This is a genomic window from Stenotrophomonas sp. YJH_SMC_94-11 (assembly GCF_059370435.1).
The window spans coordinates 704,036-726,003 of sequence record NZ_JCAFTR010000001.1; the positions used below are offsets into that span (position 1 = coordinate 704,036).

Here is a 21,968-nt window from a genome sequence, read left to right on the forward strand (position 1 = left end):
CCGCCCCACCGTTATTTGTAGAAATCACTCCGGCCACCGGGCTGGCGCTTGAAGCGGCGGTGGATCCACAGGTACTGGTCGGGAGCCTCGCGCACCATCGCTTCGATGGCCTGGTTGACCCGCGTGGTATCGGCTTCCACATCCTCGCTGGGGAAGTTCTCCAGCGGCGCGCCGATCTTCAGGAAGTACTTTCCGCCTTCGCGCCGGTGGAAGTACGGAATCACCGCACAGCCGGTCATGCGCGCCAGCTGATGGGTGGCGGTGATGGTCGAAGCGGTGTGGCCGAAGAACGGCACGAACACGGTGTCCTTGCCCCGCATGTCCTGGTCTGGCGCGTACCAGAGGAAGCCGCCCTTCTTCAGGTGGCGCACGGTCGCGCGGATGTCCTCGTTGGCGAACATCGCCTTGGCATAGCGCAGGCGGCCGAACTTCACCGCCCACTCGTACACCGGGTTCTTGTGCTTGCGGTACATGCCGGAAAGATCGACGTAGTCGCACAGCAGGCGGCCGCACATTTCCAGGGTCATGAAGTGGCCGGAGACCAGCAGGACGCCGCGGCCTTCGGCCTGCATCTGCCGCAGGTGTTCCAGGCCTTCGATCCGTACCTGCGGGCGGATGCTGTCGATGCTGCCCCACCAGGCGCGGATGCACTCGAACACGCCGACGCCCAGCGCATCGAAACTGTCGCGCACCAGGCGCTGCCGCCACGCCTCGTCCTTCTCCGGGAAGCACAGCTGCAGATTGACCTCGGCGGCGCGGCGGCGGCTGCCGAGCAGGCGCCAGGTGATCCAGCCGACGCCCCGGCCCAGCGCGCGCTGCAGCATCCACGGCAGGCGGGCGATGGCGAAGGCGCCGAACATGGCGGCGAACATCGGCCAGTTGCGCGGATCGCGCAGCGACGGGCGGACGGCGGTGGAGGCATCTGACATGGGGCCATTCTACCAAGGCGGCCGCGTGTCTTTCCCGGGGGGCTCCCGTATCCTTGCCGCATGCGTAAAGACCCTGTCGAATGGATCCTGCGCGGCCTGTACTCGGTCGTGCTCTACATCCTGCTGCCGATCACCGTGTACCACCTGGTCTGGCGCGGCTTCCGGGTCCGTGAATACTTCCGGCGCTGGGACGAGCGCTACGCCTCCTATCCGCAGCCCACCGGCCAGCCACGGGTGTGGCTGCACGCGGTCTCGGTGGGCGAGGTCAATGCCGCCGCGCCGCTGGTCAACGCCCTGCGCCAGCAGCGCCCGGACATCCGCTGGGTCATCACCACCATCACTCCGACCGGCTCCGAGCGCGTGCGTGCGCTCTGGGGCGACGCGCTGGACCATGTCTACCTGCCGTACGACGTGCCGGGCAGCGTCAACCGCTTCCTCGGCCATTTCCAGCCCAGCCTGGCGCTGATTCTGGAAACCGAGTTGTGGCCGAACATGCTGTTCGGCTGCCGTGACCGTGGCGTTCCGGTCTACATCCTCAATGCCCGGTTGTCGGCGCGTTCGCTGCGCGGCTACCGGCTGCTGGCCGCATTGATCCGCCGCGCCCTGCGCACCGTCACCTGCGTGGCCGCGCAGTCGCAGGACGATGCCGAGCGCTTCGTGCAGCTGGGGGCGGAGCCCGGCCAGGTGCAGGCACTGGGCAACCTGAAGTTCGACATCACCACGCCGGACGTGCAGGGCTTCGTCGAACAGTTCCATGCACGGGTGCCGGGCGCGCGCCCGGTATGGATCGCCGCCAGTACCCATGATGGCGAAGAGCAGGCGGTGATCGACCTGCACCGGCGCCTGCGCCAGCAGCATCCGGATCTGCTGCTGCTGTGGGCACCGCGCCATCCCGAACGTTTCCCGAAGGTGGAAGCGCTGGCGCGCGAACAGGGCTGGAGCGTGGCGACCCGCCGCGTGGACCAGTGGCCGCACGCCGCCACAGACGTGTTCGTCATCGACACCCTCGGCGAGCTGATGCCGTTCTACGCCTGCGCCCAGGTCGCCTTCGTCGGCGGCAGCCTGCAGGCCATCGGTGGCCACAACCTGCTGGAGCCCGCTGCGATGGGAACCGCGGCGGTGACCGGCCCGCACCTGCACAACTTCGCGGAAATCTCCCGGCGCATGCGCGAGGCCGGTGCGCTGCTGATCGGCGAAGATGTGCAGGCAGTGGGCGACCTGCTGCAGCATCTGCTTGAAGATGCGCAGGCCCGCGAAGACATGGCGCGTGCGGGCTGCACGTTGGTCAGCAATGGCCGTGGCGCGCTGCAGCGCACGCTTGCGCTGGTCGCACCGCACCTGCCACCACCGCGCGAGTGATCCCGGCAGCGCGGCGTCGGCGGCGCTGTGCAGCGTTGTCGTGATCAACTTCATCAATTCTGCTTAGCAACGATTTTTCTGTCGTTGCTGGACCGACCCTGCCGATGGCAGCGTGCCTGCCATCACATCGTGGCGCACGCAGCACCGATTCTGATTCCGCAGGACGACGCAGGCTGCCAGCCTGCTGTCGACCGCGCTTGGGCGGATATCAAGGGAACTTGCGATGGACGGCGACAGGGGCAGGGACGGCACCGGTGGGGCGCGCTTGGGGATGGACCACCTGGCTGTGGTGGCACTGACGCTGCTGGTGGGCGGCAGCGTGATCGCGCTGGTGGGCCAGCACACGGCGGCACAGGCTGGCCCGGCCATCGTACTGAGCCTGTTGCTGGCCGCACTGGGGGCTGGCCTGGTGCTGTGCTGCCTGCAGGATCTGGTGCTGCGACTGCCGGCGGCCGATGGCCTGTACGGGCTGTTGGCCGCCAGCTGGGGGCCACGGGTGGCCATCGTTCTGGGCGCGATCCTGTTGCTTGAGCTGACGGCGACCACGGCGGGCGCGGCACAGTCCATGGCCCGCCATGTACATGCCGTGCTGGCTACCGGAGGCCTCCATGCCAACGACTGGCTGCCCGTGCAGGTAGCGGCGGCCATGGGTCTGCTGATGTTGAGCGCGCTCGCGTTGCTGCCGCCGCGGGGTGTGGCTCTGGCGGCCTGTGCGCTGCTGACGGTGAAGATCGGTGTGGGGGTGTTGCTGCTGGCGCTGGCGGCGCGTCACGTGCACTACGGGCATTGGATTCCCTGGCTGCCTCCGGCGACCGCACCGTATCGCTTCGGGCTGGGGGGCGTGCTGGCGGCTGCGGTGCCGCTGCTGGGCATATTTGCCAGCGTGGGCCTGGCACTGGGCTTTCCTGCGCTGCGCCGCCAGGACGCGATGTGGCAGCCGGCGGTGCTGGCGCTGGTCTCGTTGCTGGCGATGCTGCTGCTGATCGTGCTGGCAGCATTGCAGGCCGGGCTGGTCGAGTTTTCCGCGCTCGCCAGTACCCGGCCACTGGCGGTTGCGCTGCAGGTGCACCCCCAGCTGCAGTGGATGCTGCCATTGTTGCCCCTGGCCGGGGCAGCGGGCCTGGCCGCCCTGCAGTTGGTGCTGCTGATGCTGGCCGTCCGGTTGGCCACATCGTTGTGGCCCCGCGCAGCTGACGCGGCGGGACGATCCCGCACGCGCCTGAGCGCAATGGTGGTTGCGCTGCCGGCGGTGATGCTGGTGCTGGGGCTGCCGCAGGGCACCTTGCCGGCGCTGCCGGGTCCGGCAACGCTGGTGGTGATGGCGGCGCTGTGCCTGGCGGTGCTGCGGCGTCGGGATGACACCCGGCAAGGCGCAGCCGGCTGCGGGCTGATGATGTCGATGCTCGCCCCCTTGGCAGCCGTGCTGTGCGCGCTCGCGGCGTTGGAACGCCTGCGCGCATGGCCGGGCTGACGGTTCGTGGGGCCACGCCGGGGCGCGCGCGTGTGGATGCAGCATCTGCAAAAAAGCCACCCTCGCGGGTGGCTTTTTTGTTGCAGGGGCGACGACTCAGTGCGTGGTCGTGGCCGGGTTGCCCGCGTCCTGGGTCAGCAGCCGATTGACGTCCTGCAGTTCGGCCACGTCCAGCGCACCCAGCGACTGGCTCAGCAGCAGGCGGTTCTGCAGGAAGGTGTAGCGGGCCTGGGCATAGTCCAGCTGCGCCGAGAACAGGATGCGCTGGTTCTGGATCACATCCAGCACGGTGCGGGTACCGACTTCCAGGCCGACCTGCGAAGCGTCGTACGCGCTCTGCGCCGAGACCACCGCCAGGCGGCGGGCTTCCACTTCGCTGATGCCCTGCACCAGGGTCTGGTAGGCATTGCGGGTATTGCGATCCAGGGCACGCTTCTGCTGCTCGTAGCCGTCCTGGGCGATGTCACGCTGCGCCAGCGCCTGGCGCACGCCGGACTGGGTGGCACCACCGGAGAAGATCGGCACGCTCAGGGTCAGGCCGATGCTGTTGGTGCGCGCATCCGGCGACAGCGAGCCGGCACCGGTGCTGTCGCCCCAGGTGGCGCTCTTGCCCCAGCTGCCGCCCAGCGACAGGGTCGGGTAATGACCACCACGGGCAGCCTGCACGCTGGCTTCAGCGGCACTGACCTTCAGCTCCTGCGCCTTCAGCGCCGGATTCTGGGTCGTAGCCTGCTGCACCAGCTCGTCGATGTTGCCGCGGTTGGCCGGCACTTCCGGGCGGAAGTCCGCCGGCAGGCCACGCAGGTTGGTCACCGGCTGGCCGGTCAGTTCGGTCAGGGCCTGGTAGTTATCGGCCAGGGTGTTCTGCGCGATGATGGTGTTGGCGCGCGCCTGGTCGTACTGGGCGCGTGCTTCGTGCACGTCGGTGATCGGCGCCAGGCCCACTTCCAGGCGCTTGTCGGCGAAGTCGAACTGCTTCTTCGCGGCCGCTTCATTGGTCTGTGCAGCGTTCAGCGATTCGATCGCCACCAGCACGTTGAAGTAGGCCGCCGAGGTGCGCACGATCAGGCTGTCGTTGGCCGAATCGAGGGTGAAGTCCGCCGCCTTGCTCAGCTCGCGCTGCGAACGCAGGTTGTTGATCTGGGTCCAGTTGAACAGCGTCTGGCTGCCGTCGATCGTGTAGGTGCGGCGCTTGTTGGTGAACGAGCCGGAGTTGGCGTCGGCGTTCGGCTCGCTGCGCGTGCGGTTCAGCGCGGCCTGGCCGTTGATCTGCGGCAGCAGGGCGGCACGCGCCTGCACGGCGCCTTCCTTGTCGTACAGCCGGGTCGATTCGGCGGCCGACAGCTGCGGATCACCGTTGCGCGCCATCTCGTAGACCTGCAGCAGGTCGGCGGCATGGGCGGACAACGGCAGCAGGGCAGTGGCCAGCGCAACAGCGAGGGATCGACGGATCATTGCGGCTTCCTTGGACTCAGAGGTGGAACTGGGGTGCCGGGGCGGCACCGCGCAGGTAATCGATATCGGTCTCGAACAGGGACTCGGTGCCGCCGTCGGCCTTGACCAGCAGGGCCTCCATCGCCGGCGAGCGGCCATGGATCACGAACAGCCGCCCTCCCGGACGCAGCCACGATGCGAACTGTGACGGCACCACGTCCACGGCGCCAGTGACACAGATCACGTCGAAACGGCGTTCGGTCTGCCAGGACAGGGCATCGGCCACTTCCACGCGGACGTTGGTGCCCAGGCCGGAGGCATCCAGGCGGGCACGCGCAGCGGCGGCCAGCTCCGGGTCGATTTCCAGGCTCAGCACATCGCGCGCCAGCGCGCCGATGCAGGCCGACAGGAAGCCGCTGCCCGTGCCGATTTCCAGCACTTCGTCACCCGGCTGCAGGTCCAGTGCCTGCAGGGTACGGCCCTCGATGACCGGCTTCATCATCTTCTGGCCGTGGCCGATCGGCAGTTCGACATCGGCGTAGGCCAGTGCCCGGTGCGCGTCGGCGACAAAGGCCTCGCGCGGCAGGCGGGCCAGGACGTCGAGCACCTTGATGTCCAGCACGTCCCAGGGACGGATCTGCTGTTCCACCATCAGTTCGCGGGCGTGGGCGTAATCAATCGTCATGAGGTTCAAATCCAGCGCAGTGGGCCGGCCATTTTACCGGTGCCGGAGGCCGGCGGAGCGCCCAGAGCATCAGCTGCCGGGGGCCGGGGTCGCAGTGCCGGAAGTCATCGCGACCTCCGGTTCGTTCAGTTTTGGTTATTCAGCCGTTCCGGCCCCTCGCGGCGCGTAGGCGCGCAGGAAGAAGTCGATGCTGGCGGTCACGTGGGCAAGAGGGTCGCATTCCACGGGTGACAGTGGCATGCCGCACATCATATGCATGTGCACTTCGCCCTTGACCAGGGTCAGGAACTGCTCGCCGGCCAGAGCACAGTCGGGGATATCCAGTTCGCCACGTTCGGCGCGGGCACGCAGGAAATCGGCCAGGGCCTCGCAGGTACGCTCGGGGCCGGCTTTCCAGAACAGCGCGCGCAGGCGTTCGTCGGTCTCCGGCGCCATCATCATGCGCTGGATCGAGATCGCCGCGTCGGAGGTGATCAGCTCGAAGAAGGCCAGGCCGATACCGATCAGCTGGTCGCGCAGCGGGCCGTCCGCGTCGGCTACGAACAGCGCGTCGGGCAGCATTTCAATGCACTTTGACTGCACCGCCTCGGAGAACAGCGTCTCCTTGTCGCCGAAGTGGCTGTACACAGTCAGCTTCGAGACGCCGGCCTGAGCGGCGATGGTGTCCATGCTCACGCCGGTATAGCCCTGTTCGATGAACAGTGCCTTGGCTGCTTCAAGGATCGCCGCGCGCTTGCCGAGGTCCTTGGGGCGCCCGGGTCCGGCGGCCTTGGCAGCGGGCTTGGCCGACGGCTTGCGGGAAATGTGGGAACTCATCGCGACAATACTAGACCAAGCGGTTCGATATTTATACTATACCGGCCGGTTTATTAAATTGGGCCGGCAGTCGCGGCTCCTCCCTTAGTTGCAACCCTGCGTTTTCAGGACGTTGACCGATGAAGATCGTGCGCTGGATGGGCGGTATGGTGTGGATGGCTGCGCTGGCAGCCTGTTCGGGGCAGGAACAGGCGCCACCGGCGGCCGTACCGGTGCTGGTGGTTCACCCCGGCGAGCAGGCCGGGCAGGCGCCGGCGGCGTTCCCGGGCACGGTGCGTGCGCGACAGGAAAGCCCGCTGTCGTTCCGAGTTGGCGGCAACCTGGTCAAGCGCCACGTCGATGCCGGGCAACGGGTGAAGAAGGGCGACGTGCTGGCCGAGCTGGACGTGGCCGACTTCGCGCTGCAGGCCCGTGCCTCGCAGGCGCAGCTGGCGGCAGCCGAAGCCGATCTGGTGCGCGCCCGCGATGACCTCAAGCGTTACCAGGTGCTGGCCGACCAGCAGCTGGTCAGCCGCTCGCAGCTGGACCAGCAGTCCGCCGCGTTCAAGGCCGCGCAGGGCCAGGCCAACGCCGCCCGCGCCAACCTCGATGTGCTCCGCAACCAGGCCAGCTACGCACAGCTGCGTGCGCCGGCCGACGGTGTGATCGCCAGCCGCGAGGCCGAGGCCGGGCAGGTAGTGTCCGCCGGGCAGACCATCTTCAACCTGGCCGCCGACGGTGGCCGCGAAGTGCTGATCGACCTGCCCGAGGCCACCATCCGCGACTATGCTGTGGGCCAACCGGTCGAGGTGGAGTTGTGGAACCGCCCCGGCCAGCGCCTGCCGGGCACGATCCGGGAGATCGCCGCCGCTGCCGATCCGCAGGCACGTACCTATGCCACCCGGGTCAGCCTGCCCGCCGATGCGCTGGCCGACGTCGAACTGGGCCAGAGTGCACGCGTCTACAGCAGCGCCGGTCGCCACGGCACCCTGCAGCTGCCGCTGGGCGCGCTGCAGCGTGGTGCCAACGGTGCCGCCAGCGTATGGGTGGTCGATCCGGGCAACAGCACGCTGAAGGCCGCAACGGTTACCACCGGTGCGTTTGGCAGCGAGACGGTACCGGTACTGTCGGGCGTGAGCGGGGGCGACTGGGTAGTTGCTGCGGGTGGCCACCTGCTGCGGGCCGGCCAGCCGGTGATCGCCGTGGACCGGCAGAACCGTCCCGTTCTGAAGCCGGCTACGCCGGCCGCTGCCGCCAAGGCCAGGGAGTAAGCCGGTGCGCCGCTTCAATCTTTCCGAGTGGGCGTTGTCCAACCGCCCGCTGGTGCTGTTTGCGATGCTGGCTTTCGCGCTGATCGGCGCATGGTCGTACAAGCATCTGGGCCAGTCCGAGGACCCGCCGTTCACCTTCAAGGCGATGGTGGTGCGCACATTGTGGCCGGGGGCGACCGCCGAGCAGGTCTCGCGGCAGGTGACCGAGCCGCTTGAGAAGGCGCTGATGAATACCGGCGAGTACGAGTTCATCCGCTCGTACTCGCGCCCGGGCGAATCGCAGATCATCTTCATGGCGCGCGACAGCCTGCGTTCCAGGCAGATCCCGGACCTGTGGTACCAGGTGCGCAAGCGCGTGGGCGACATCCGCCCGACGCTGCCGCGCGAGATCGTCGGTCCGTTCTTCAACGATGAGTTCGGCGACACCTACGGCAACATCTACGCGTTGACCGGCAAGGGTTTCGACTACGCGGTGATGCGCGACTACGCCGACCGCATCCAGCTGGAACTGCAGCGGGTGCCCGACGTCGGCAAGATCGACCTGGTCGGCCTGCAGGACGAGAAGGTGTGGATCGAACTGTCCAACACCCGGCTGGCCACGCTGGGCGTGTCGATGCAGCAGGTGCAGCAGGCGCTGGCCGACCAGAACGCAGTGACCGGCACCAGCTTCTTCGAGACCGCCACCGATCGCGTGCAGCTGCGGGTGACCGGCCAGTTCAACGACATCGAAGCGATCCGCCAGTTCCCGATCCGCGCCGGCGACCGCACCGTGCACCTGGGCGACATCGCCGAGGTCAAGCGCGGCTTTGCCGATCCGGCGTCGCCGAAGATGCGCTTCATGGGCGAAGAGGCGATCGGCCTGGCGGTGGCGATGAAGGATGGCGGTGACATCCTCAAGCTCGGCGCCAACCTCGATGCCGAGTTCGAACGCCTGCAGAAGACCCTGCCGGCCGGCATGCAGCTGCGCAAGGTGTCCGACCAGCCGCAATCGGTGGAAGAGTCGGTCGGCGAGTTCGTGCAGGTGCTGACCGAGGCGGTGGTGATCGTGCTGCTGGTCAGCTTCTTCTCGCTGGGCCTGCGCACCGGCCTGGTGGTGGGCGTGACCATCCCGCTGGTGCTGGCGATGACCTTCTTTGTCATGCACTACTTCGACATCGGCCTGCACAAGATCTCGCTGGGTGCATTGGTGCTGGCGCTGGGACTGCTGGTGGACGATGCGATCATCGCGGTGGAGATGATGGCCACCAAGATGGAGCAGGGCTACGACCGCCTGCGCGCCGCCAGTTTCGCCTGGGAGTCGACCGCGTTCCCGATGCTGACCGGCACCCTGATCACCGCGGCCGGCTTCCTGCCCATTGCCACTGCGGCATCGAGTACCGGTGAATACACCCGCTCGCTGTTCCAGGTGGTGACCATCGCGCTGGTGGTGTCGTGGATCGCAGCGGTGCTGTTCATCCCTTACCTGGGCGACAAGATGCTGCCGGACCTGTTCAATCCGCAGCCGCCGAAGCCGGGCAGCCTGTCAGCGCGCTGGCACGCCAAGCGCCAGCAGTGGGCCGACCGCTATCCGGCGCTGGCCAATCTGATCGCGCCGCCGCAGCACGGGCACGACCACGATCCGTACCAGCGCCCGTTCTATCGTAGTTTCCGTCGCTTCCTCGATACCTGCCTGCGGCATCGCTGGTGGGTGATCGCGGCGACCATCGGCCTGTTCGTGTTCTCGCTGATGATGTTCCGCTTCGTGCCGCAGCAGTTCTTCCCGGACTCGACCCGGCCGGAACTGATGGTGGACATCGAGCTGGCCGAGGGCGCCTCGCTGCGCTCGACCCAGGCCCAGGCCGAGAAGCTTGAGAAGCTGCTGTCCAGCCGCGAGGGCATTGCCAACTACGTGTCCTATGTGGGCACCGGTTCGCCGCGCTTCTACCTGCCGCTGGACCAGCAGCTTCCGGCGACCAACTTCGCCCAGTTCGTGGTGCTGGCCAAGGACATCACTTCACGCGAAAGCACCCGCGACTGGCTGCTGCACGAGGTGATCCCGAAGTTCCCGGACGTGCAGATGCGCGTGACCCGCCTGGAGAACGGCCCGCCGGTCGGCTATCCGGTGCAGATGCGCATCTCCGGCGAGCACATCGAGAAGGTGCAGGCGATCGCGCGCCAGGTCGAGGCCAAGGTGCGGGAGAACCCGCACGTGATGAACGTCAACCTGGACTGGAGCGAGCCGAGCAAGGTGGTGCGCCTGGTGGTCGACCAGGAGCGCGCCCGCGCGCTGGGCGTGAGCAGCGCCCAGGTCAGCCAGTTCCTGTCCAGTTCGTTGGCCGGGCAATCGGTAAGCGTGTATCGCGAGGGCAATCGCCAGATCGAGATGCTGCTGCGCGGGCCGGCCGATGAGCGCAATCAACTGGAGCTGCTGTCCAGCCTGTCGATGCCCACCGCCAACGGTGGCAGCATCACGCTGTCGCAGGTGGCGACGATGGAGTACGGCTTCGAGGACGGCATCATCTGGCACCGCAACCGGTTGCCGACGGTGACCGTGCGCGCCGACATCAGTGATGGCATGCAGGCGCTGGACGTGGTGCATCAGATCCTGCCCACACTGGACGGCATCCGTGCCGAGCTGCCCAGTGGTTACCTGCTGGAAACCGGCGGTACCGTGGAGGATTCGGCGCGTGGCCAGAACTCGATCAAGGCCGGCATGCCGCTGTTCCTGGTGGTGGTGGCCACGCTGCTGATGCTGCAGCTGCGCAGCTTCTCGCGTGCAGCGATGGTGCTGGTGACCGCGCCGCTGGGCATCATCGGCGCGACCCTGTTCCTGCTGCTGTTCCGGGCGCCGTTCGGCTTCGTGGCGCTGCTGGGCACGATCGCGCTGGCCGGCATGATCATGCGCAACTCGGTGATCCTGATCGACCAGATCCAGCAGGACATCGATGCCGGGCATGACCGTTGGCATTCGATCATCGACGCCACGGTGCGCCGCTTCCGCCCGATCGTGCTGACCGCACTGGCAGCCGTGCTGGCGATGATTCCGCTGTCGCGCAGCGCGTTCTACGGCTCGATGGCGATCTCGATCATGGGCGGCCTGATCGTCGGTACGGTGCTGACCCTGGTGTTCCTGCCGGCGCTGTACGCGGCGTGGTTCCGGGTGAAGCCCGATGAATCCGGGGCGTGATGGCCCCGCGTCCACGGCCAGCGCCTCTGGCAGGTGCCAACCTTGGTTGGCACTGCTCGCGGGACCAGCTTTATGTAGTGCCGAGCCATGCTCGGCTGCTCTTCGCGCGATGATGGGATGAGTCGAGCATGGCTCGACTCTACAGAAACATCACGCAGGGCATGGATCTACCGCGATTCGCCATCGCTCGGTAGGTGCCAACCTTGGTTGGCACGGATGCATGCATTCACGCATGGCGTGGATCTACTGCAGCTGCAGGCCGCTCCGCAGCACCGGCAGCAGCCATTCGATGAACACCTGCACGCGCAGCGCACGGTGCTGCCGATGCGGCTGCAGCAGGGTGACCGGCAATGGCTGTGCGACGTGCTGTGGCATCACTTCCACCAGCGCGCCGGATTGCAGCTCGGCCTGTACGTCGTAGCGCGGAATCTGCAAAAGACCCAACCCCGCCACACAGCACGCAATCGATGCCTCGGCGCTGTTCACACGCACCCAGCCAGGCATCGGCAGCGTGCGCAGTTGGCCGCCGTCCTGCCACTCCCAAGGTTCCACCCGTGCCGTGGTCGGCGACGCGTAGTTCACCGCGCGATGCTGCGGCAGGTCGGCAGGATGCTGCGGCACGCCGTGTTCGCGCAGGTAAGCCGGCGCCGCAACGTTGGCAAAATCCAGTTGGCCCAGCGTGCGCGCCACCAGGCTGGAGTCGCCCAGCTGGCCGACCCGCAACACTGCATCGCAACCGTCCTCGATCAGGTTCACCGCGCGGTCGCTCATGCCCAGGTCCACTTCCACCTGCGGGTAGCGGGCGAAGAAGTCGGGCAGCGCCGGTGCGATGATGCGGCGGCCGATGCGGCTGGGTACGTCGATCTTCAGCAGCCCCGACGGCTGGGCGTCGACCTGGAGGAACAGCGATTCGGCGTCCTCGACCTCGGCGATCAGGCGCAGGCAGCGGGCATGGAACACGTCGCCGTCGTGGGTGGTGGACACCCGCCGGGTCGAGCGCTGCAGCAGGCGGGTGCCGAGCCGCTGCTCCAGCTCCGCAATGGCTGCCGAGACAGTGGAGCGGGGCAGGCCGAGCTGGTCGGCGGCGCGGGTGAAGCTCGCGCACTCCACGACCCGGGTGAAGATGCGAAAGCGATCGATCCGGTCCATTGTTCGCTGACTCTGGAAAGTTAAGTCAATGTGGCGGGCTTTATCCGCTTTTTCTGCACGATATCGTCGTCAGGGCAGGGTTGCCACCCCGGGCAGCCCCCTCCCGAGACCGAAGCCATGACCGAGCATTCCCTCAAGGGCAAGACCGTGCTGATCGCCGGTGGCGCCAAGAACCTGGGCGGCCTGATCGCCCGCGACTTCGCCGCACAGGGCGCCAAAGCCATCGTCATCCATTACAACAGTGCCGCTACCCAGGCCGATGCAGAAGCGACTGTAGCCGCGGTGCAGGCCGCCGGCAGCAAGGCGGTGGCCCTGCAGGGCGACCTGACGTCGGCGGCAGCGATGGAGCGCTTGTTCGTCGATGCCGTGGCCGCAGTCGGCCGTCCTGACATCGCCATCAATACGGTGGGAAAGGTACTCAAGAAGCCGCTGCTGGACATCAGCGAGGCGGAGTACGACGAAATGAGCGCGGTCAATGCCAAGGCCGCGTTCTTCTTCCTGAAGGAGGCAGGTCGCCACGTCAATGACGGTGGCCGCATCTGCACCCTGGTCACCTCGCTGCTGGGTGCGTTCACGCCGTTCTATTCCAGCTATGCCGGCACCAAGGCGCCGGTCGAGCATTTCACCCGTGCGGCGTCGAAGGAGTTCGGCGAGCGCGGCATCTCGGTGACCGCGATCGGTCCCGGTCCGATGGACACGCCGTTCTTCTATCCGGCCGAGAGCGCCGATGCGCAGGCGTATCACAAGACTGCGGCGGCGTTGTCGGCGTTCACCCGCACCGGGCTGACCGACATCGCCGATATCGTGCCGTGGATCCGCTTCCTGGTGACCGATGGCTGGTGGATGACCGGGCAGACGATTCTGGTCAATGGTGGGTACACCACCAAGTAAGCAAAGCCATGCATGGCGTAGCCCTACTGCGCGGGAACCGAATCATCCACGCATGGCGTGGATCTACCGCTGTGGTAGGTGCCAACCTTGGTTGGCACGAAGTCGGGCAGTGGCCACGGGCCACCTGTAGAGCCGTGCCATGCTCGACTCTACAGGTGTTGCCCGATGGATCAGCCCAGCTTCGCCAGCACCGCGTCGGTTGCCGCGGCGGTGCTGACGGCCTGGCCCTTGGCCGCAAGGTCGGCGGTGAACACGCCGTCATCCAGCACCGCATGCACGGCGGCTTCCACCGCGGCCGCTTCGGCTTCCAGCCCCAGCGAATGGCGCAGCAGCATCGCGGCGCTGAAGATTGTCGCGTACGGATTGGCGATGCCCTTGCCGGCGATGTCCGGGGCCGAACCGTGGATGGGCTCGTAAATGCCCACCGCAGCGGGCTCGCCCAGCGAGGCCGACGGCAGCAGGCCCAGCGAACCGGCCAGCATCGAGGCCTCATCGGTGAGGATGTCGCCGAACATGTTCTCGGTGACGATCACGTCGTACTCGCGTGGCTTGGCCAGCAGGTGCATGGCCATCGAATCGACCAGCTGGTGCTCCAGCGCCACGTCCGGGAATTCTTCGCGGCCGATGCGTGCGGCCACGTCGCGCCACAGGCGCGAGGTTTCCAGTACATTGGCCTTGTCCACCGAGGTGACCTTGCCGCGACGCTGCTGGGCCAGGCGGAAGGCGCTGCGCAGCACGCGCTCGATCTCTGCCACGGTGTAGCGGCACAGGTCGCTGGCGCTGTCGGCGTCGCGGGTCTTGTCGCCGAAGTAGATGCCGCCGGTCAGTTCACGCACCACCACGAAGTCCACGCCCTGCAGCAGCTCTGCCTTGATCGGCGAGGCGTGCAGCGCGGCCTCGTGGGTACGCACCGGGCGCAGGTTGGCATACAGGCCCAGCGCCTTGCGGATCGCCAGCAGGCCCTGTTCCGGGCGCACCTTGGCGTTCGGGTCGGACCACTTCGGGCCGCCGACCGCGCCCAGCAGCACCGCATTGGCGGCCTGGCAGGCGGCCAGCGTCGACGCCGGTAGCGGTTCACCGTGGCGGTCGATGGCGATGCCACCGATGTCGTGCTCGCTGAAGGTGAAGGTGTGGTTGAAGCGTCCGGCGACCGCCTTCAGGACGGCAACTGCCGCGGCGGCCACTTCCGGGCCGATGCCATCACCGGGCAGGACAACAATTTCAGCGTGCATGCTCACTCTCGTAACGTTCGATTTCAGGGACACGGCCCAACAGATACCCCAACTGGTCGACGCCTTCCAGCAGGCAGGTCTGCGAGAAGCCATCCAGCGGGAAGGAATAGACCTGGCCATCGGGGGTGCGCAGTTCGCGCGCAGCCACGTCGATGGTCAGCGCATCGTCCGGGCGCTGCATCAGCGCCTGTACGTCGGCCTCGTCCAGCACGATCGGCAGCAGGCCGTTCTTCAGCGCGTTGCCGCGGAAGATATCAGCGATCTCGCTGCTGACGATGGCACGCAGGCCCAGGTCGGTCAGCGCCCATGGTGCGTGTTCGCGCGACGAGCCGCAGCCGAAGTTGCGGCCCGCCAGCAGGATGCTGCGGCCGGCGTTGTGCGGCTGGTTGAAGGCGAAGTCGGCCACCGGCGAACCATCAGCTTGCCAGCGCCAGTCGTTGAACGCGTTGCGACCCAGCCCGGCACGCTCGGTGGTGGACAGGAACCGCGCCGGGATGATCTGGTCGGTGTCGATGTTGGTCTGGCGCAGCACCACGCTGGCCGAGGTCAGGGTACGGAAGCCGGCCATCACGCCACCTCCTGTGCGAACAGTTCGCGGGTATCGGCAACGTGCCCGTTCACCGCGGCCCACGCCGCGCTCATCGGCGAGGCCAGCAGCGTGCGCGAACCGGGGCCCTGGCGGCCCTCGAAGTTGCGGTTGCTGGTACTCACGGCCAGCTGGCCGGGGGCGACCAGATCGCCGTTCATCGCGATGCACATCGAGCAGCCCGGCTCGCGCCATTCGGCACCGGCCGCGCGCACGATCTCGTGGATGCCCTCGGCCTCGGCCTCGCGCTTGACGATCTCCGAGCCCGGTACCACCAGCATGCGTACACGCTCGGCAACACGACGGCCGCGCAGCACCTGTGCGACTTCGCGCATGTCGCTCAGGCGGCCGTTGGTGCACGAACCAACGAACACTACGTCCACCGGTGTGCCCGCCAGCGCCTTGCCGGCCTGGAAGTGCATGTAGTCCAGGCCCTTCTGTGCGGCGGCATCGTTGGCGGCGGGAATCGGCGCATCCACGGCGATCGCGGTACCCGGATGCGTACCCCAGGTCAGGGTCGGGCGGATGTCGGCGGCGTCGATGTGCACTTCGCTGTCGAAGCGCGCGCCGTCATCGCTGCGCAGCTGTTGCCAGCGCGCCACGGCAGCGTCGAAGTCGGCGCCCTTGGGGCCGCGCGGCGTAGCGGCGACGAAGTCGAAGGTGACCTGGTCGGGCGCGACCATGCCGGCGCGTGCACCGGCCTCGATCGACATGTTGCACAGGGTCATGCGCTGTTCCATGTCCATCGCTTCGATGGTGCTGCCACGGAACTCGATCACGTGGCCGGTGCCGCCGTTGACGCCGATCACGCCGATGATGTGCAGGACCACATCCTTGGCGCCGACGCCGGGTGCCAGCGCACCGTCAACGGTGATCGCGAAGGTCTTGGCCTTGCGCTGCAGCAGGCACTGCGTGGCCAGCACGTGGCCGACCTCGCTGGTGCCGATGCCGAAGGCCAGCGAGCCGAATGCACCGTGGGTGGAGGTGTGGCTGTCGCCGCAGACGATGGTCATGCCCGGCTGGGTGAAGCCCTGTTCCGGCGCAATGACATGGACGATGCCGCGGTTGTCCGAGGCCATGTCGAACAGTTCGATGCCGTGCTCGGCGCAGTTTCGCGCCAGGGTGGCGACCTGTGCTTCGGAGGCGGCACTGGCATAGGGCAGCGTGCCGTCGGCCGCAGCCGGCAAGGTCGGCGTGGAGTGGTCCATCGTCGCCTTGGTGCGGTCCGGCCGGCGCGGCGCCAGGCCGCGCTCGCGCAGTTCGGTGAATGCCTGCGGCGAGGTGACCTCATGGATCAGGTGCAGGTCGATGTACAGCACGGCGGGCGCGCTGTCGGATTCGGGAACCACCACGTGGGCGTCCCACAGTTTGTCGTACAGGGTGCGGGGTGCGGAAGTCATGCGTATGCCTGGCAGAAGTACGAGATAGCGAACATCAGTAAAGAAAGCGGAACGGTCAAGTCAGCGACGGCGGGCGAGCACACGCAGGCGCACGTAGTCGGCCAGCGCCTGGCCGGCGGCATTGCGTGGCAGGTCGGCCAGCAACGCGGTGGCAGCCTCGCGCACGGTGGCGCGGGCCTCGGCGGGCAGGTCATCCAGCAGCGGCGCGGCGAATACCCGCAGCCAGCCGGCCACGCCGGTCGGCAGTGGGGTCGGGCGCGGCGTGCATTCGATCAGTTGCACCTGGAAGCCATGCTGGCGCAGGCGGTCTGCATAGGCATCGGCGGTCGGGAAGTACCACTGGAAGGTGCTGGCGCCATGGCCGTGGGCCACGCGTGCGGCCTGTACCGCCGCGACGATCGTGGCCACGTTGCCATGGCCGCCGAACTCGGCGACGAAGCGGCCACCGGGGCGCAGCGCGCGACGCACGCCTTCCAGCACACGGTCCGGGTTGCCCATCCAATGCAATGCGGCATTGCTGAAGACCGCATCGAACTCGCTGTCGAACGACAGCGCGTGGCCGTCCATCACCTGCGCGTCGACGCCACGTGCACGGGCGGCGATCACCAGTTCCGGCGACGCGTCCACGCCGTGGATGCACGCGCCGCTCAGGGCCAGCTCGGTGCTGAGCACGCCATCGCCACAGCCCAGGTCGAGGATGCGCTCACCGGCGCGCGGATCGAGCAGGCGCGCGACCGCGCCACCGAGCAACGGTACGAAGCCGGCATCGATCGCATAGTCCTGGGCGTTCCACTGCTGGCCAGCGGCTGCGGTAGGAGTGTCGAAGGCGCTCATCTCGGGTTTCTCAGGCGGTGGCAGGGGTGGGAACGTCGGTGCTGCTGTGGGCGGTGGCCTGGCGCTGGCGCAGCAGGCGGTTGGCCACATCCAGCCAGGCCAGCGCGGAGGCTTCGATGATGTCCTTGCTGGTGCCGGTGCCGTCGTACTCCACGCCGTCGTGGCGCACGCTCAGATTGGCTTCACCGCGCGCATCGGCGCCGATGCCGACGCTGTGCACCTGGTAGCTGTCCAGCATCAGCTGCACGCCGGTGGCAGCCGACAGCGCGCCGAACAGCGCATCGACCGGGCCGTCGCCCTGCGCGGTCTCGGCCACGCGGTTGCCGTCCGGGTCGGACAGTTCGACCAGTGCATTGGCGCGGCTGCCGACGTCGCTGATGGTCATCGACGCCAGGCGATAGCCCTGCGCGTTGGAGCCGCCCTGCATCAAGGTTTGCAGGTCGGCATCGGTGACCACGCGCTGCTGTTCGCACAGGCCCTTGAACTGCTCGAACACCAGCTTCAGTTCGTCTTCGTCCAGCCAGAAGCCCAGTGCACGCAGGCGTGCTTCGACGGCGGCGCGGCCACTGTGGCGGCCCAGCACCATCTGCGAATCTTCCCAGCCCACGTCTTCCGGGCGCATGATTTCGTAGGTGCCGCGATGGCGCAGCATGCCGTGCTGGTGGATACCCGATTCGTGGGCGAAGGCATTGGCACCGACGATGGCCTTGTTGCGCTGTACCGGCATGCCGACCAGGCGCTGCAGCAGCTGCGAGGTGCCGACGATGCGCGGGGTGTTGATCGAACTGTCCTGTTCGTAGAAGGCCTGGCGCACCTTCAGCACCATCGCGATCTCTTCCAGCGAACAGTTGCCGGCGCGCTCGCCGATGCCGTTGACGGTGCACTCGACCTGGCGTGCACCGCCTTCGATGGCGGCCAGCGAGTTGGCCACCGCCAGGCCCAGGTCGTTGTGGCAGTGCGCGCTGAAGATCACATTGGCGGCATTCGGCACGTCGGCGACGCCGGCGATGACCTGCTGGAACATCGCGCGGATCTCTTCCGGCGTGGTGAAGCCGACGGTGTCGGGCAGGTTGATGGTGGTGGCGCCGGCGGCAATGGCCACGCGCGAGACTTCGATCAGGTAGTCCAGCTCGGTACGGGTGGCATCCTCGGCGGAGAACTCGACATCGTCGATGTACGATCGAGCCAGCGAGACGTGCTTGCGTACCGATTCCAGTACCTGCTCGCGGGTCATCCGCAGCTTGTGCTCGCGGTGCAGCGGGCTGGTCGACAGGAACACGTGCAGGCGCGGGTTGGCGGCCGCTTCCAGTGCGCGTGCCGAGGTCTCGATGTCGGCCTGCAGGCAGCGCGACAGCACGGCCAGGCTCAGGCTCGGGCGGCGCAGTTCGCGGCCGATCAGCGCCATCGCCTCGCGGTCGGACTGCGAGCTGGCCGGGAAGCCGGTCTCGATGATGTCCACGCCCAGTTCGTCCAGCGCACGCGCCATCACCAGCTTCTGCGGCGGGCTCATGCTGCAGCCGGGGGACTGCTCGCCGTCACGCAGGGTGGTGTCGAAGATGCGGATGCGCGGGGTGGTAATTCGTTCGATGGTGGTCACAGGGAAATCTCCTCGACAGCGGGTGCGGCGGCTTGCAGGGGGGAAGGGGAAGAGGTGGGGGACGCGAGGGCGCTGGCCTTGCCGGGCGAGCGCGGGGTTTCACTACGCCGTCGCCGTGGTTTGCGCGGCGGGCGCGGCCGGATGTCGGTGAGCAGGCCGGCCAGGACACCCGCATCGATATTCCCGCCGGACACCACCGCGCACTTGCGGCGGCCAGCGACACGGCGGCCTGCTGCCAGCGCCAGCGCACCGGCGCCCTCGGCGATGATGTGTTCTTCCAGTGCCAGCCGGACCAGGGTTTCACGCAGTTCGGCTTCGCGCACGATCACTACGTCGTCCAGCAGCGAGGTGCACAGGCGTCGGGTCAGGAATCCAGGGATCTTCACCCGCACGCCGTCGGCCAGCGAGGCGACGGGGGCGATCTCGCGTACGTCGCCGCGGATGGCGCGCGCCATTGAGTCAACGCCTTCCACCTGGGCACCGATCACGCGCACGCCCTGTGATTTCAGCGCCAGTGCAACGCCGGAGGCCAGGCCACCGCCGCCGATCGGCACGATCACCACGTCCGGTGCGTGCGCGGCCAGCTCGATGCCGACCGTACCCTGGCCGGCAATCACATCGGCGTCGTCGAACGCGGAAAGGAAGCGGTAGCCGTGGCGTTGTGCCAGTTCAACCGCGAAGGCGTAGGCCTCGTCATAGCTGGTGCCATGCTGGCGCACGGTGGCGCCCCAGTGAGCGACGCCGGCGATCTTGGTGGCCGGCGCGCCATGTGGCATCACGGTGATGGCCGGAACGTCCAGGCGGTAGGCCGCCCACGCCACGCCCTGGGCATGGTTGCCGGCCGAGGCGCAGATCACCGGCCGGGTATCGCCGCGCTCGCGGCCGGCCAGCAGCGCGTTCAACGCGCCGCGCACTTTGTAGGACCCGGTGCGCTGCAGGTTCTCCAGCTTCAGCCAGGTGCCGAAGCGCTCGGCATGGTGCAGCGGGGTAGGCGGCAGGAAGCGGCGCAGCCGGGCCTGCGCCGCCAGTACGTCGGCGACGCTTACGTCTCCGACATCGCTTTCCTGGCTGGCATCAGCGGCCGGCATGGGCCACCAGCGGGGTGCAGGCGACCGCCGCATGCGGGCACGGGCGGCGAAGAAGACGCCTCCGTACCGGCACCGTGGTCACTACGGTACGGGTGTTCATACGGATGCTCCTTCCACGGCGGTGACCTGCACGGACACGCAGTCGTAGATCTTTTCGATCTGCCGGCACAGCGTTTCCGCCGGGCGCTGGCCATCCACCACCAGTTGCAGGTGCCAGCGGCCATCGTCGGCGGCCACCGGCGCACCGCTGATCGCACGCGGCGCGAAGCCACGGCGCTCGGCCATGCCGATCACGCGCAACAGCGCGCCTTCGGCCGGGTGCAGCACCAGGTCAAGCCGGTAGTGCATTGGGGATCTCCTGGCGGGCATGGGCGGGGTTGCTTTCCAGCATCGTGCTGTTGGCGGTGTTCGGTGGCACCAGCGGCCATACGTTGGCGCGTGCATCGATGGCCACGTGCAGCAGTGCCGGGCCGGGTTCGGCCAGCAGCGCGGCCAGGCCACCCTCGACGTCATCCCGCGCGTCGATGCGGGTGGCGGAAATGCCGAACACCTGCGCCAGCGCCACGAAGTCCGGGTTGTCGGACAGGTCGATCTCGCTGTAGCGCTCGGCGAAGAACAGCTCCTGCCACTGCCGCACCATGCCCAGCGAACTGTTGTCCAGCAGCACGATCTTCACCGGCAGGCGGCAGCGCGCGATGGTCGCCAGCTCCTGTACGTTCATCATGAAGCTGCCGTCGCCGGACACCAGCACCACGGTGCGATCGGGGCAGGCGAACTGCGCACCCATCGCTGCCGGCAGGCCGAAGCCCATGGTGCCCAGCGCGCCACTGGTCAGGTGGTTGCGCGGGTGGTTGAAGCGGCAGTGCTGCGCCACCCACATCTGGTGCTGGCCAACGTCGCAGGCGATCACCGCATCGGCCGGGGCCAGCTCGCTCAGGCGCTTCAGCAGCGCCGGGGCGTAGATGTGCTGGCCCGGTGCGTCGTAGCGCGCAGCGAAACGATCGCGATGCTGTGCACAGCGCTTGCGCCATGCGTCCTGGTGGGCCTTGGGGGAGGGGAAGGCCGCACGCAGGGCGCGGATGGCGTGACCGACGTTGCCGGGCACGGCGACATCGGCGCTGCGCAGCTTGGAGATCTCATATGCGTCCGCATCGATGTGAACGACGCGGGCGAACGGTGCGAACTCCGCCAGCTTGCCGGTGGCACGGTCGTCGAAGCGTGCGCCCAGCACCAGCAGCAGGTCGCTTTCCTGCACCGCCATGTTGGCCGCGCGGGTCCCGTGCATGCCCAGCATGCCCAGCGACTGCGGATGGCTGGCCGGCAGTGCGCCCAGGCCGCGCAGCGTCATCACGGTGGGGATGGCACTAGCCTCGACGAAATCGCGCAGGTCCTGCACCGCATCACCCAGCGCGATGCCACCGCCGGCGTAGACCACCGGCTTCTCGGCCGCGGCCAGCGCGGCAATGGCTTCGGCAATGGCGGCCTCGGCCGGCGCCGGCGGTGGTTCGACGCTGCTGGGCGCATGGGCCGGCAGATGGCTGGCGTCGGCCAGCTGCACGTCCTTGGGCAGGTCGATCAGCACCGGGCCGGGGCGACCTTCGCGGGCGATCCGGAACGCATCGGCCACCACGCGCGGCAGGTCATCGACGCTGCGCACCAGCCAGCTGTGCTTGACGATCGGCATCGTCAGGCCGAACACATCCAGTTCCTGGAAGGCGTCGGTGCCCAGCAGCGGCGTGCCGACCTGGCCGGTGATGCAGACCATCGGTACCGAGTCCAGCATCGCATCGGCGATGCCGGTGACCAGGTTCGACGCGCCCGGCCCGGAGGTGGCCACGCAGACGCCCACCTGGTTGCTGGCGCGGGCGAAACCATTGGCGGCCAGGGCGGCACCCTGCTCGTGGCGCACCAGGATGTGCTTCAGCGACGAGTCCACCAGCGCGTCGTAGAACGGCATGATGGTGCCACCGGGATAGCCGAACAGCGTGCGGACGCCTTCGGCCTCCAGCGCCTGGGTCAGCCAGCGCGCGCCGTTGGGCGGCGCGCTGCGGTGTGTGGAAGAGTTCATGGGGGAACCTTGC

General features: G+C 67.9%; 18 protein-coding genes. 5 read left to right on the plus strand and 13 right to left on the minus strand.

All coding sequences use genetic code 11. The features are described from left to right. Positions 1 to 11: 11 nt before the first annotated feature. The gene (locus tag AC5P74_RS03170; protein WP_005419134.1) at positions 12 to 929 is read right to left on the minus strand and encodes an LpxL/LpxP family Kdo(2)-lipid IV(A) lauroyl/palmitoleoyl acyltransferase; all 918 of its coding nucleotides are present in this window, start codon (positions 927 to 929) and stop codon (positions 12 to 14) included. A 60-nt stretch (positions 930 to 989) separates the two neighbouring features. Here AC5P74_RS03170 and waaA point away from each other — a divergent pair, with 60 nt between their 5' ends. Both waaA and AC5P74_RS03180 read left to right on the plus strand, forming a co-directional pair. After that, positions 990 to 2,288: a lipid IV(A) 3-deoxy-D-manno-octulosonic acid transferase gene (gene waaA / locus AC5P74_RS03175; protein WP_053499087.1), complete on the plus strand. Its 1,299-nt coding sequence runs from the start codon at positions 990 to 992 to the stop codon at positions 2,286 to 2,288. 271 nt (positions 2,289 to 2,559) lie between these two features. Beyond that, positions 2,560 to 3,759, plus strand: a complete 1,200-nt coding sequence (locus AC5P74_RS03180) for an APC family permease (protein WP_372484517.1) — start codon at positions 2,560 to 2,562, stop codon at positions 3,757 to 3,759. Between the two features lie 96 nt (positions 3,760 to 3,855). Here the strand turns inward: AC5P74_RS03180 and AC5P74_RS03185 are convergent, their stop codons facing one another. The 3 genes from AC5P74_RS03185 to AC5P74_RS03195 all read right to left on the minus strand — a co-directional run bounded on the left by AC5P74_RS03185 (position 3,856) and on the right by AC5P74_RS03195 (position 6,694). After that, positions 3,856 to 5,214, minus strand: coding sequence for a TolC family outer membrane protein (locus tag AC5P74_RS03185; RefSeq protein ID WP_346607907.1), 1,359 nt, complete (start codon positions 5,212 to 5,214; stop codon positions 3,856 to 3,858). A 16-nt stretch (positions 5,215 to 5,230) separates the two neighbouring features. Further along, positions 5,231 to 5,878 carry a protein-L-isoaspartate O-methyltransferase family protein gene (locus tag AC5P74_RS03190; protein WP_053499081.1) on the minus strand — a complete coding sequence of 216 codons (648 nt, stop codon included), beginning with the start codon at positions 5,876 to 5,878 and terminating at the stop codon, positions 5,231 to 5,233. A 135-nt stretch (positions 5,879 to 6,013) separates the two neighbouring features. After that, complete coding sequence (locus tag AC5P74_RS03195) at positions 6,014 to 6,694, minus strand: TetR/AcrR family transcriptional regulator (RefSeq protein ID WP_005419125.1); 681 nt, start codon at positions 6,692 to 6,694, stop codon at positions 6,014 to 6,016. A 119-nt stretch (positions 6,695 to 6,813) separates the two neighbouring features. On the opposite strand from AC5P74_RS03195, the gene AC5P74_RS03200 reads away from it, so the two are divergent. Both AC5P74_RS03200 and AC5P74_RS03205 read left to right on the plus strand, forming a co-directional pair. Then, entirely contained in the window at positions 6,814 to 7,944 is a 1,131-nt protein-coding gene (locus tag AC5P74_RS03200) for an efflux RND transporter periplasmic adaptor subunit (RefSeq protein ID WP_053499077.1), read from the plus strand. Between the two features lie 4 nt (positions 7,945 to 7,948). After that, entirely contained in the window at positions 7,949 to 11,110 is a 3,162-nt protein-coding gene (locus AC5P74_RS03205) for an efflux RND transporter permease subunit (protein WP_049416701.1), read from the plus strand. Positions 11,111 to 11,353: 243 nt separating this feature from the next. Here AC5P74_RS03205 and AC5P74_RS03210 read toward each other — a convergent pair whose 3' ends face one another. Beyond that, positions 11,354 to 12,259 (minus strand): LysR family transcriptional regulator, encoded by a 906-nt coding sequence (locus AC5P74_RS03210; protein WP_053499076.1) that lies wholly within the window; start codon positions 12,257 to 12,259, stop codon positions 11,354 to 11,356. A gap of 117 nt (positions 12,260 to 12,376) precedes the next feature. Between AC5P74_RS03210 and AC5P74_RS03215 the strand changes: the two genes are divergently transcribed. Continuing rightward, complete coding sequence (locus AC5P74_RS03215) at positions 12,377 to 13,150, plus strand: SDR family oxidoreductase (RefSeq protein WP_188239483.1); 774 nt, start codon at positions 12,377 to 12,379, stop codon at positions 13,148 to 13,150. A 170-nt stretch (positions 13,151 to 13,320) separates the two neighbouring features. Here the strand turns inward: AC5P74_RS03215 and leuB are convergent, their stop codons facing one another. The 8 genes from leuB to ilvG form a co-directional block, all read right to left on the minus strand. Next, a complete protein-coding gene (gene leuB, locus AC5P74_RS03220) occupies positions 13,321 to 14,382 on the minus strand; it encodes a 3-isopropylmalate dehydrogenase (protein WP_346607906.1) in 1,062 nt (353 codons plus the stop codon). After that, positions 14,372 to 14,950, minus strand: coding sequence for a 3-isopropylmalate dehydratase small subunit (gene leuD, locus AC5P74_RS03225; protein ID WP_005419117.1), 579 nt, complete (start codon positions 14,948 to 14,950; stop codon positions 14,372 to 14,374). The genes leuB and leuD overlap by 11 nt, the downstream gene beginning before the upstream one ends. Next, positions 14,950 to 16,368 (minus strand): 3-isopropylmalate dehydratase large subunit, encoded by a 1,419-nt coding sequence (gene leuC, locus AC5P74_RS03230; protein WP_069139238.1) that lies wholly within the window; start codon positions 16,366 to 16,368, stop codon positions 14,950 to 14,952. Before leuC ends, leuD begins: the two co-directional genes overlap by 1 nt. A 60-nt stretch (positions 16,369 to 16,428) precedes the next feature. Beyond that, positions 16,429 to 17,202 (minus strand): class I SAM-dependent methyltransferase, encoded by a 774-nt coding sequence (locus tag AC5P74_RS03235; RefSeq protein ID WP_053499067.1) that lies wholly within the window; start codon positions 17,200 to 17,202, stop codon positions 16,429 to 16,431. Between the two features lie 10 nt (positions 17,203 to 17,212). Further along, on the minus strand, positions 17,213 to 18,799 hold the full coding sequence (locus AC5P74_RS03240) for a 2-isopropylmalate synthase (RefSeq protein WP_053499065.1): 1,587 nt from the start codon (positions 18,797 to 18,799) through the stop codon (positions 17,213 to 17,215). Further along, the gene (locus AC5P74_RS03245; RefSeq protein ID WP_053499063.1) at positions 18,796 to 19,887 is read right to left on the minus strand and encodes a threonine dehydratase; all 1,092 of its coding nucleotides are present in this window, start codon (positions 19,885 to 19,887) and stop codon (positions 18,796 to 18,798) included. Before AC5P74_RS03245 ends, AC5P74_RS03240 begins: the two co-directional genes overlap by 4 nt. 96 nt (positions 19,888 to 19,983) lie before the next feature. Next, positions 19,984 to 20,235 carry an ACT domain-containing protein gene (locus AC5P74_RS03250; RefSeq protein WP_005419108.1) on the minus strand — a complete coding sequence of 84 codons (252 nt, stop codon included), beginning with the start codon at positions 20,233 to 20,235 and terminating at the stop codon, positions 19,984 to 19,986. Beyond that, positions 20,219 to 21,955 carry an acetolactate synthase 2 catalytic subunit gene (gene ilvG / locus AC5P74_RS03255; protein ID WP_005419106.1) on the minus strand — a complete coding sequence of 579 codons (1,737 nt, stop codon included), beginning with the start codon at positions 21,953 to 21,955 and terminating at the stop codon, positions 20,219 to 20,221. The genes AC5P74_RS03250 and ilvG overlap by 17 nt, the downstream gene beginning before the upstream one ends. Positions 21,956 to 21,968: the final 13 nt, after the last annotated feature.

What these genes read in the sequence shown, in the direction of transcription:
- AC5P74_RS03170 (WP_005419134.1), bottom strand. Translation starts at nt 929, where the DNA reads ATGTCAGATGCCTCCACCGCCGTCCGCCCGTCGCTGCGCGATCCGCGC.
- waaA (WP_053499087.1), top strand. Translation starts at nt 990, where the DNA reads ATGCGTAAAGACCCTGTCGAATGGATCCTGCGCGGCCTGTACTCGGTC.
- AC5P74_RS03180 (WP_372484517.1), top strand. Translation starts at nt 2,560, where the DNA reads ATGGACCACCTGGCTGTGGTGGCACTGACGCTGCTGGTGGGCGGCAGC.
- AC5P74_RS03185 (WP_346607907.1), bottom strand. Translation starts at nt 5,214, where the DNA reads ATGATCCGTCGATCCCTCGCTGTTGCGCTGGCCACTGCCCTGCTGCCG.
- AC5P74_RS03190 (WP_053499081.1), bottom strand. Translation starts at nt 5,878, where the DNA reads ATGACGATTGATTACGCCCACGCCCGCGAACTGATGGTGGAACAGCAG.
- AC5P74_RS03195 (WP_005419125.1), bottom strand. Translation starts at nt 6,694, where the DNA reads ATGAGTTCCCACATTTCCCGCAAGCCGTCGGCCAAGCCCGCTGCCAAG.
- AC5P74_RS03200 (WP_053499077.1), top strand. Translation starts at nt 6,814, where the DNA reads ATGAAGATCGTGCGCTGGATGGGCGGTATGGTGTGGATGGCTGCGCTG.
- AC5P74_RS03210 (WP_053499076.1), bottom strand. Translation starts at nt 12,259, where the DNA reads ATGGACCGGATCGATCGCTTTCGCATCTTCACCCGGGTCGTGGAGTGC.
- AC5P74_RS03215 (WP_188239483.1), top strand. Translation starts at nt 12,377, where the DNA reads ATGACCGAGCATTCCCTCAAGGGCAAGACCGTGCTGATCGCCGGTGGC.
- leuB (WP_346607906.1), bottom strand. Translation starts at nt 14,382, where the DNA reads ATGCACGCTGAAATTGTTGTCCTGCCCGGTGATGGCATCGGCCCGGAA.
- leuD (WP_005419117.1), bottom strand. Translation starts at nt 14,950, where the DNA reads ATGGCCGGCTTCCGTACCCTGACCTCGGCCAGCGTGGTGCTGCGCCAG.
- leuC (WP_069139238.1), bottom strand. Translation starts at nt 16,368, where the DNA reads ATGACTTCCGCACCCCGCACCCTGTACGACAAACTGTGGGACGCCCAC.
- AC5P74_RS03235 (WP_053499067.1), bottom strand. Translation starts at nt 17,202, where the DNA reads ATGAGCGCCTTCGACACTCCTACCGCAGCCGCTGGCCAGCAGTGGAAC.
- AC5P74_RS03245 (WP_053499063.1), bottom strand. Translation starts at nt 19,887, where the DNA reads ATGCCGGCCGCTGATGCCAGCCAGGAAAGCGATGTCGGAGACGTAAGC.
- AC5P74_RS03250 (WP_005419108.1), bottom strand. Translation starts at nt 20,235, where the DNA reads ATGCACTACCGGCTTGACCTGGTGCTGCACCCGGCCGAAGGCGCGCTG.
- ilvG (WP_005419106.1), bottom strand. Translation starts at nt 21,955, where the DNA reads ATGAACTCTTCCACACACCGCAGCGCGCCGCCCAACGGCGCGCGCTGG.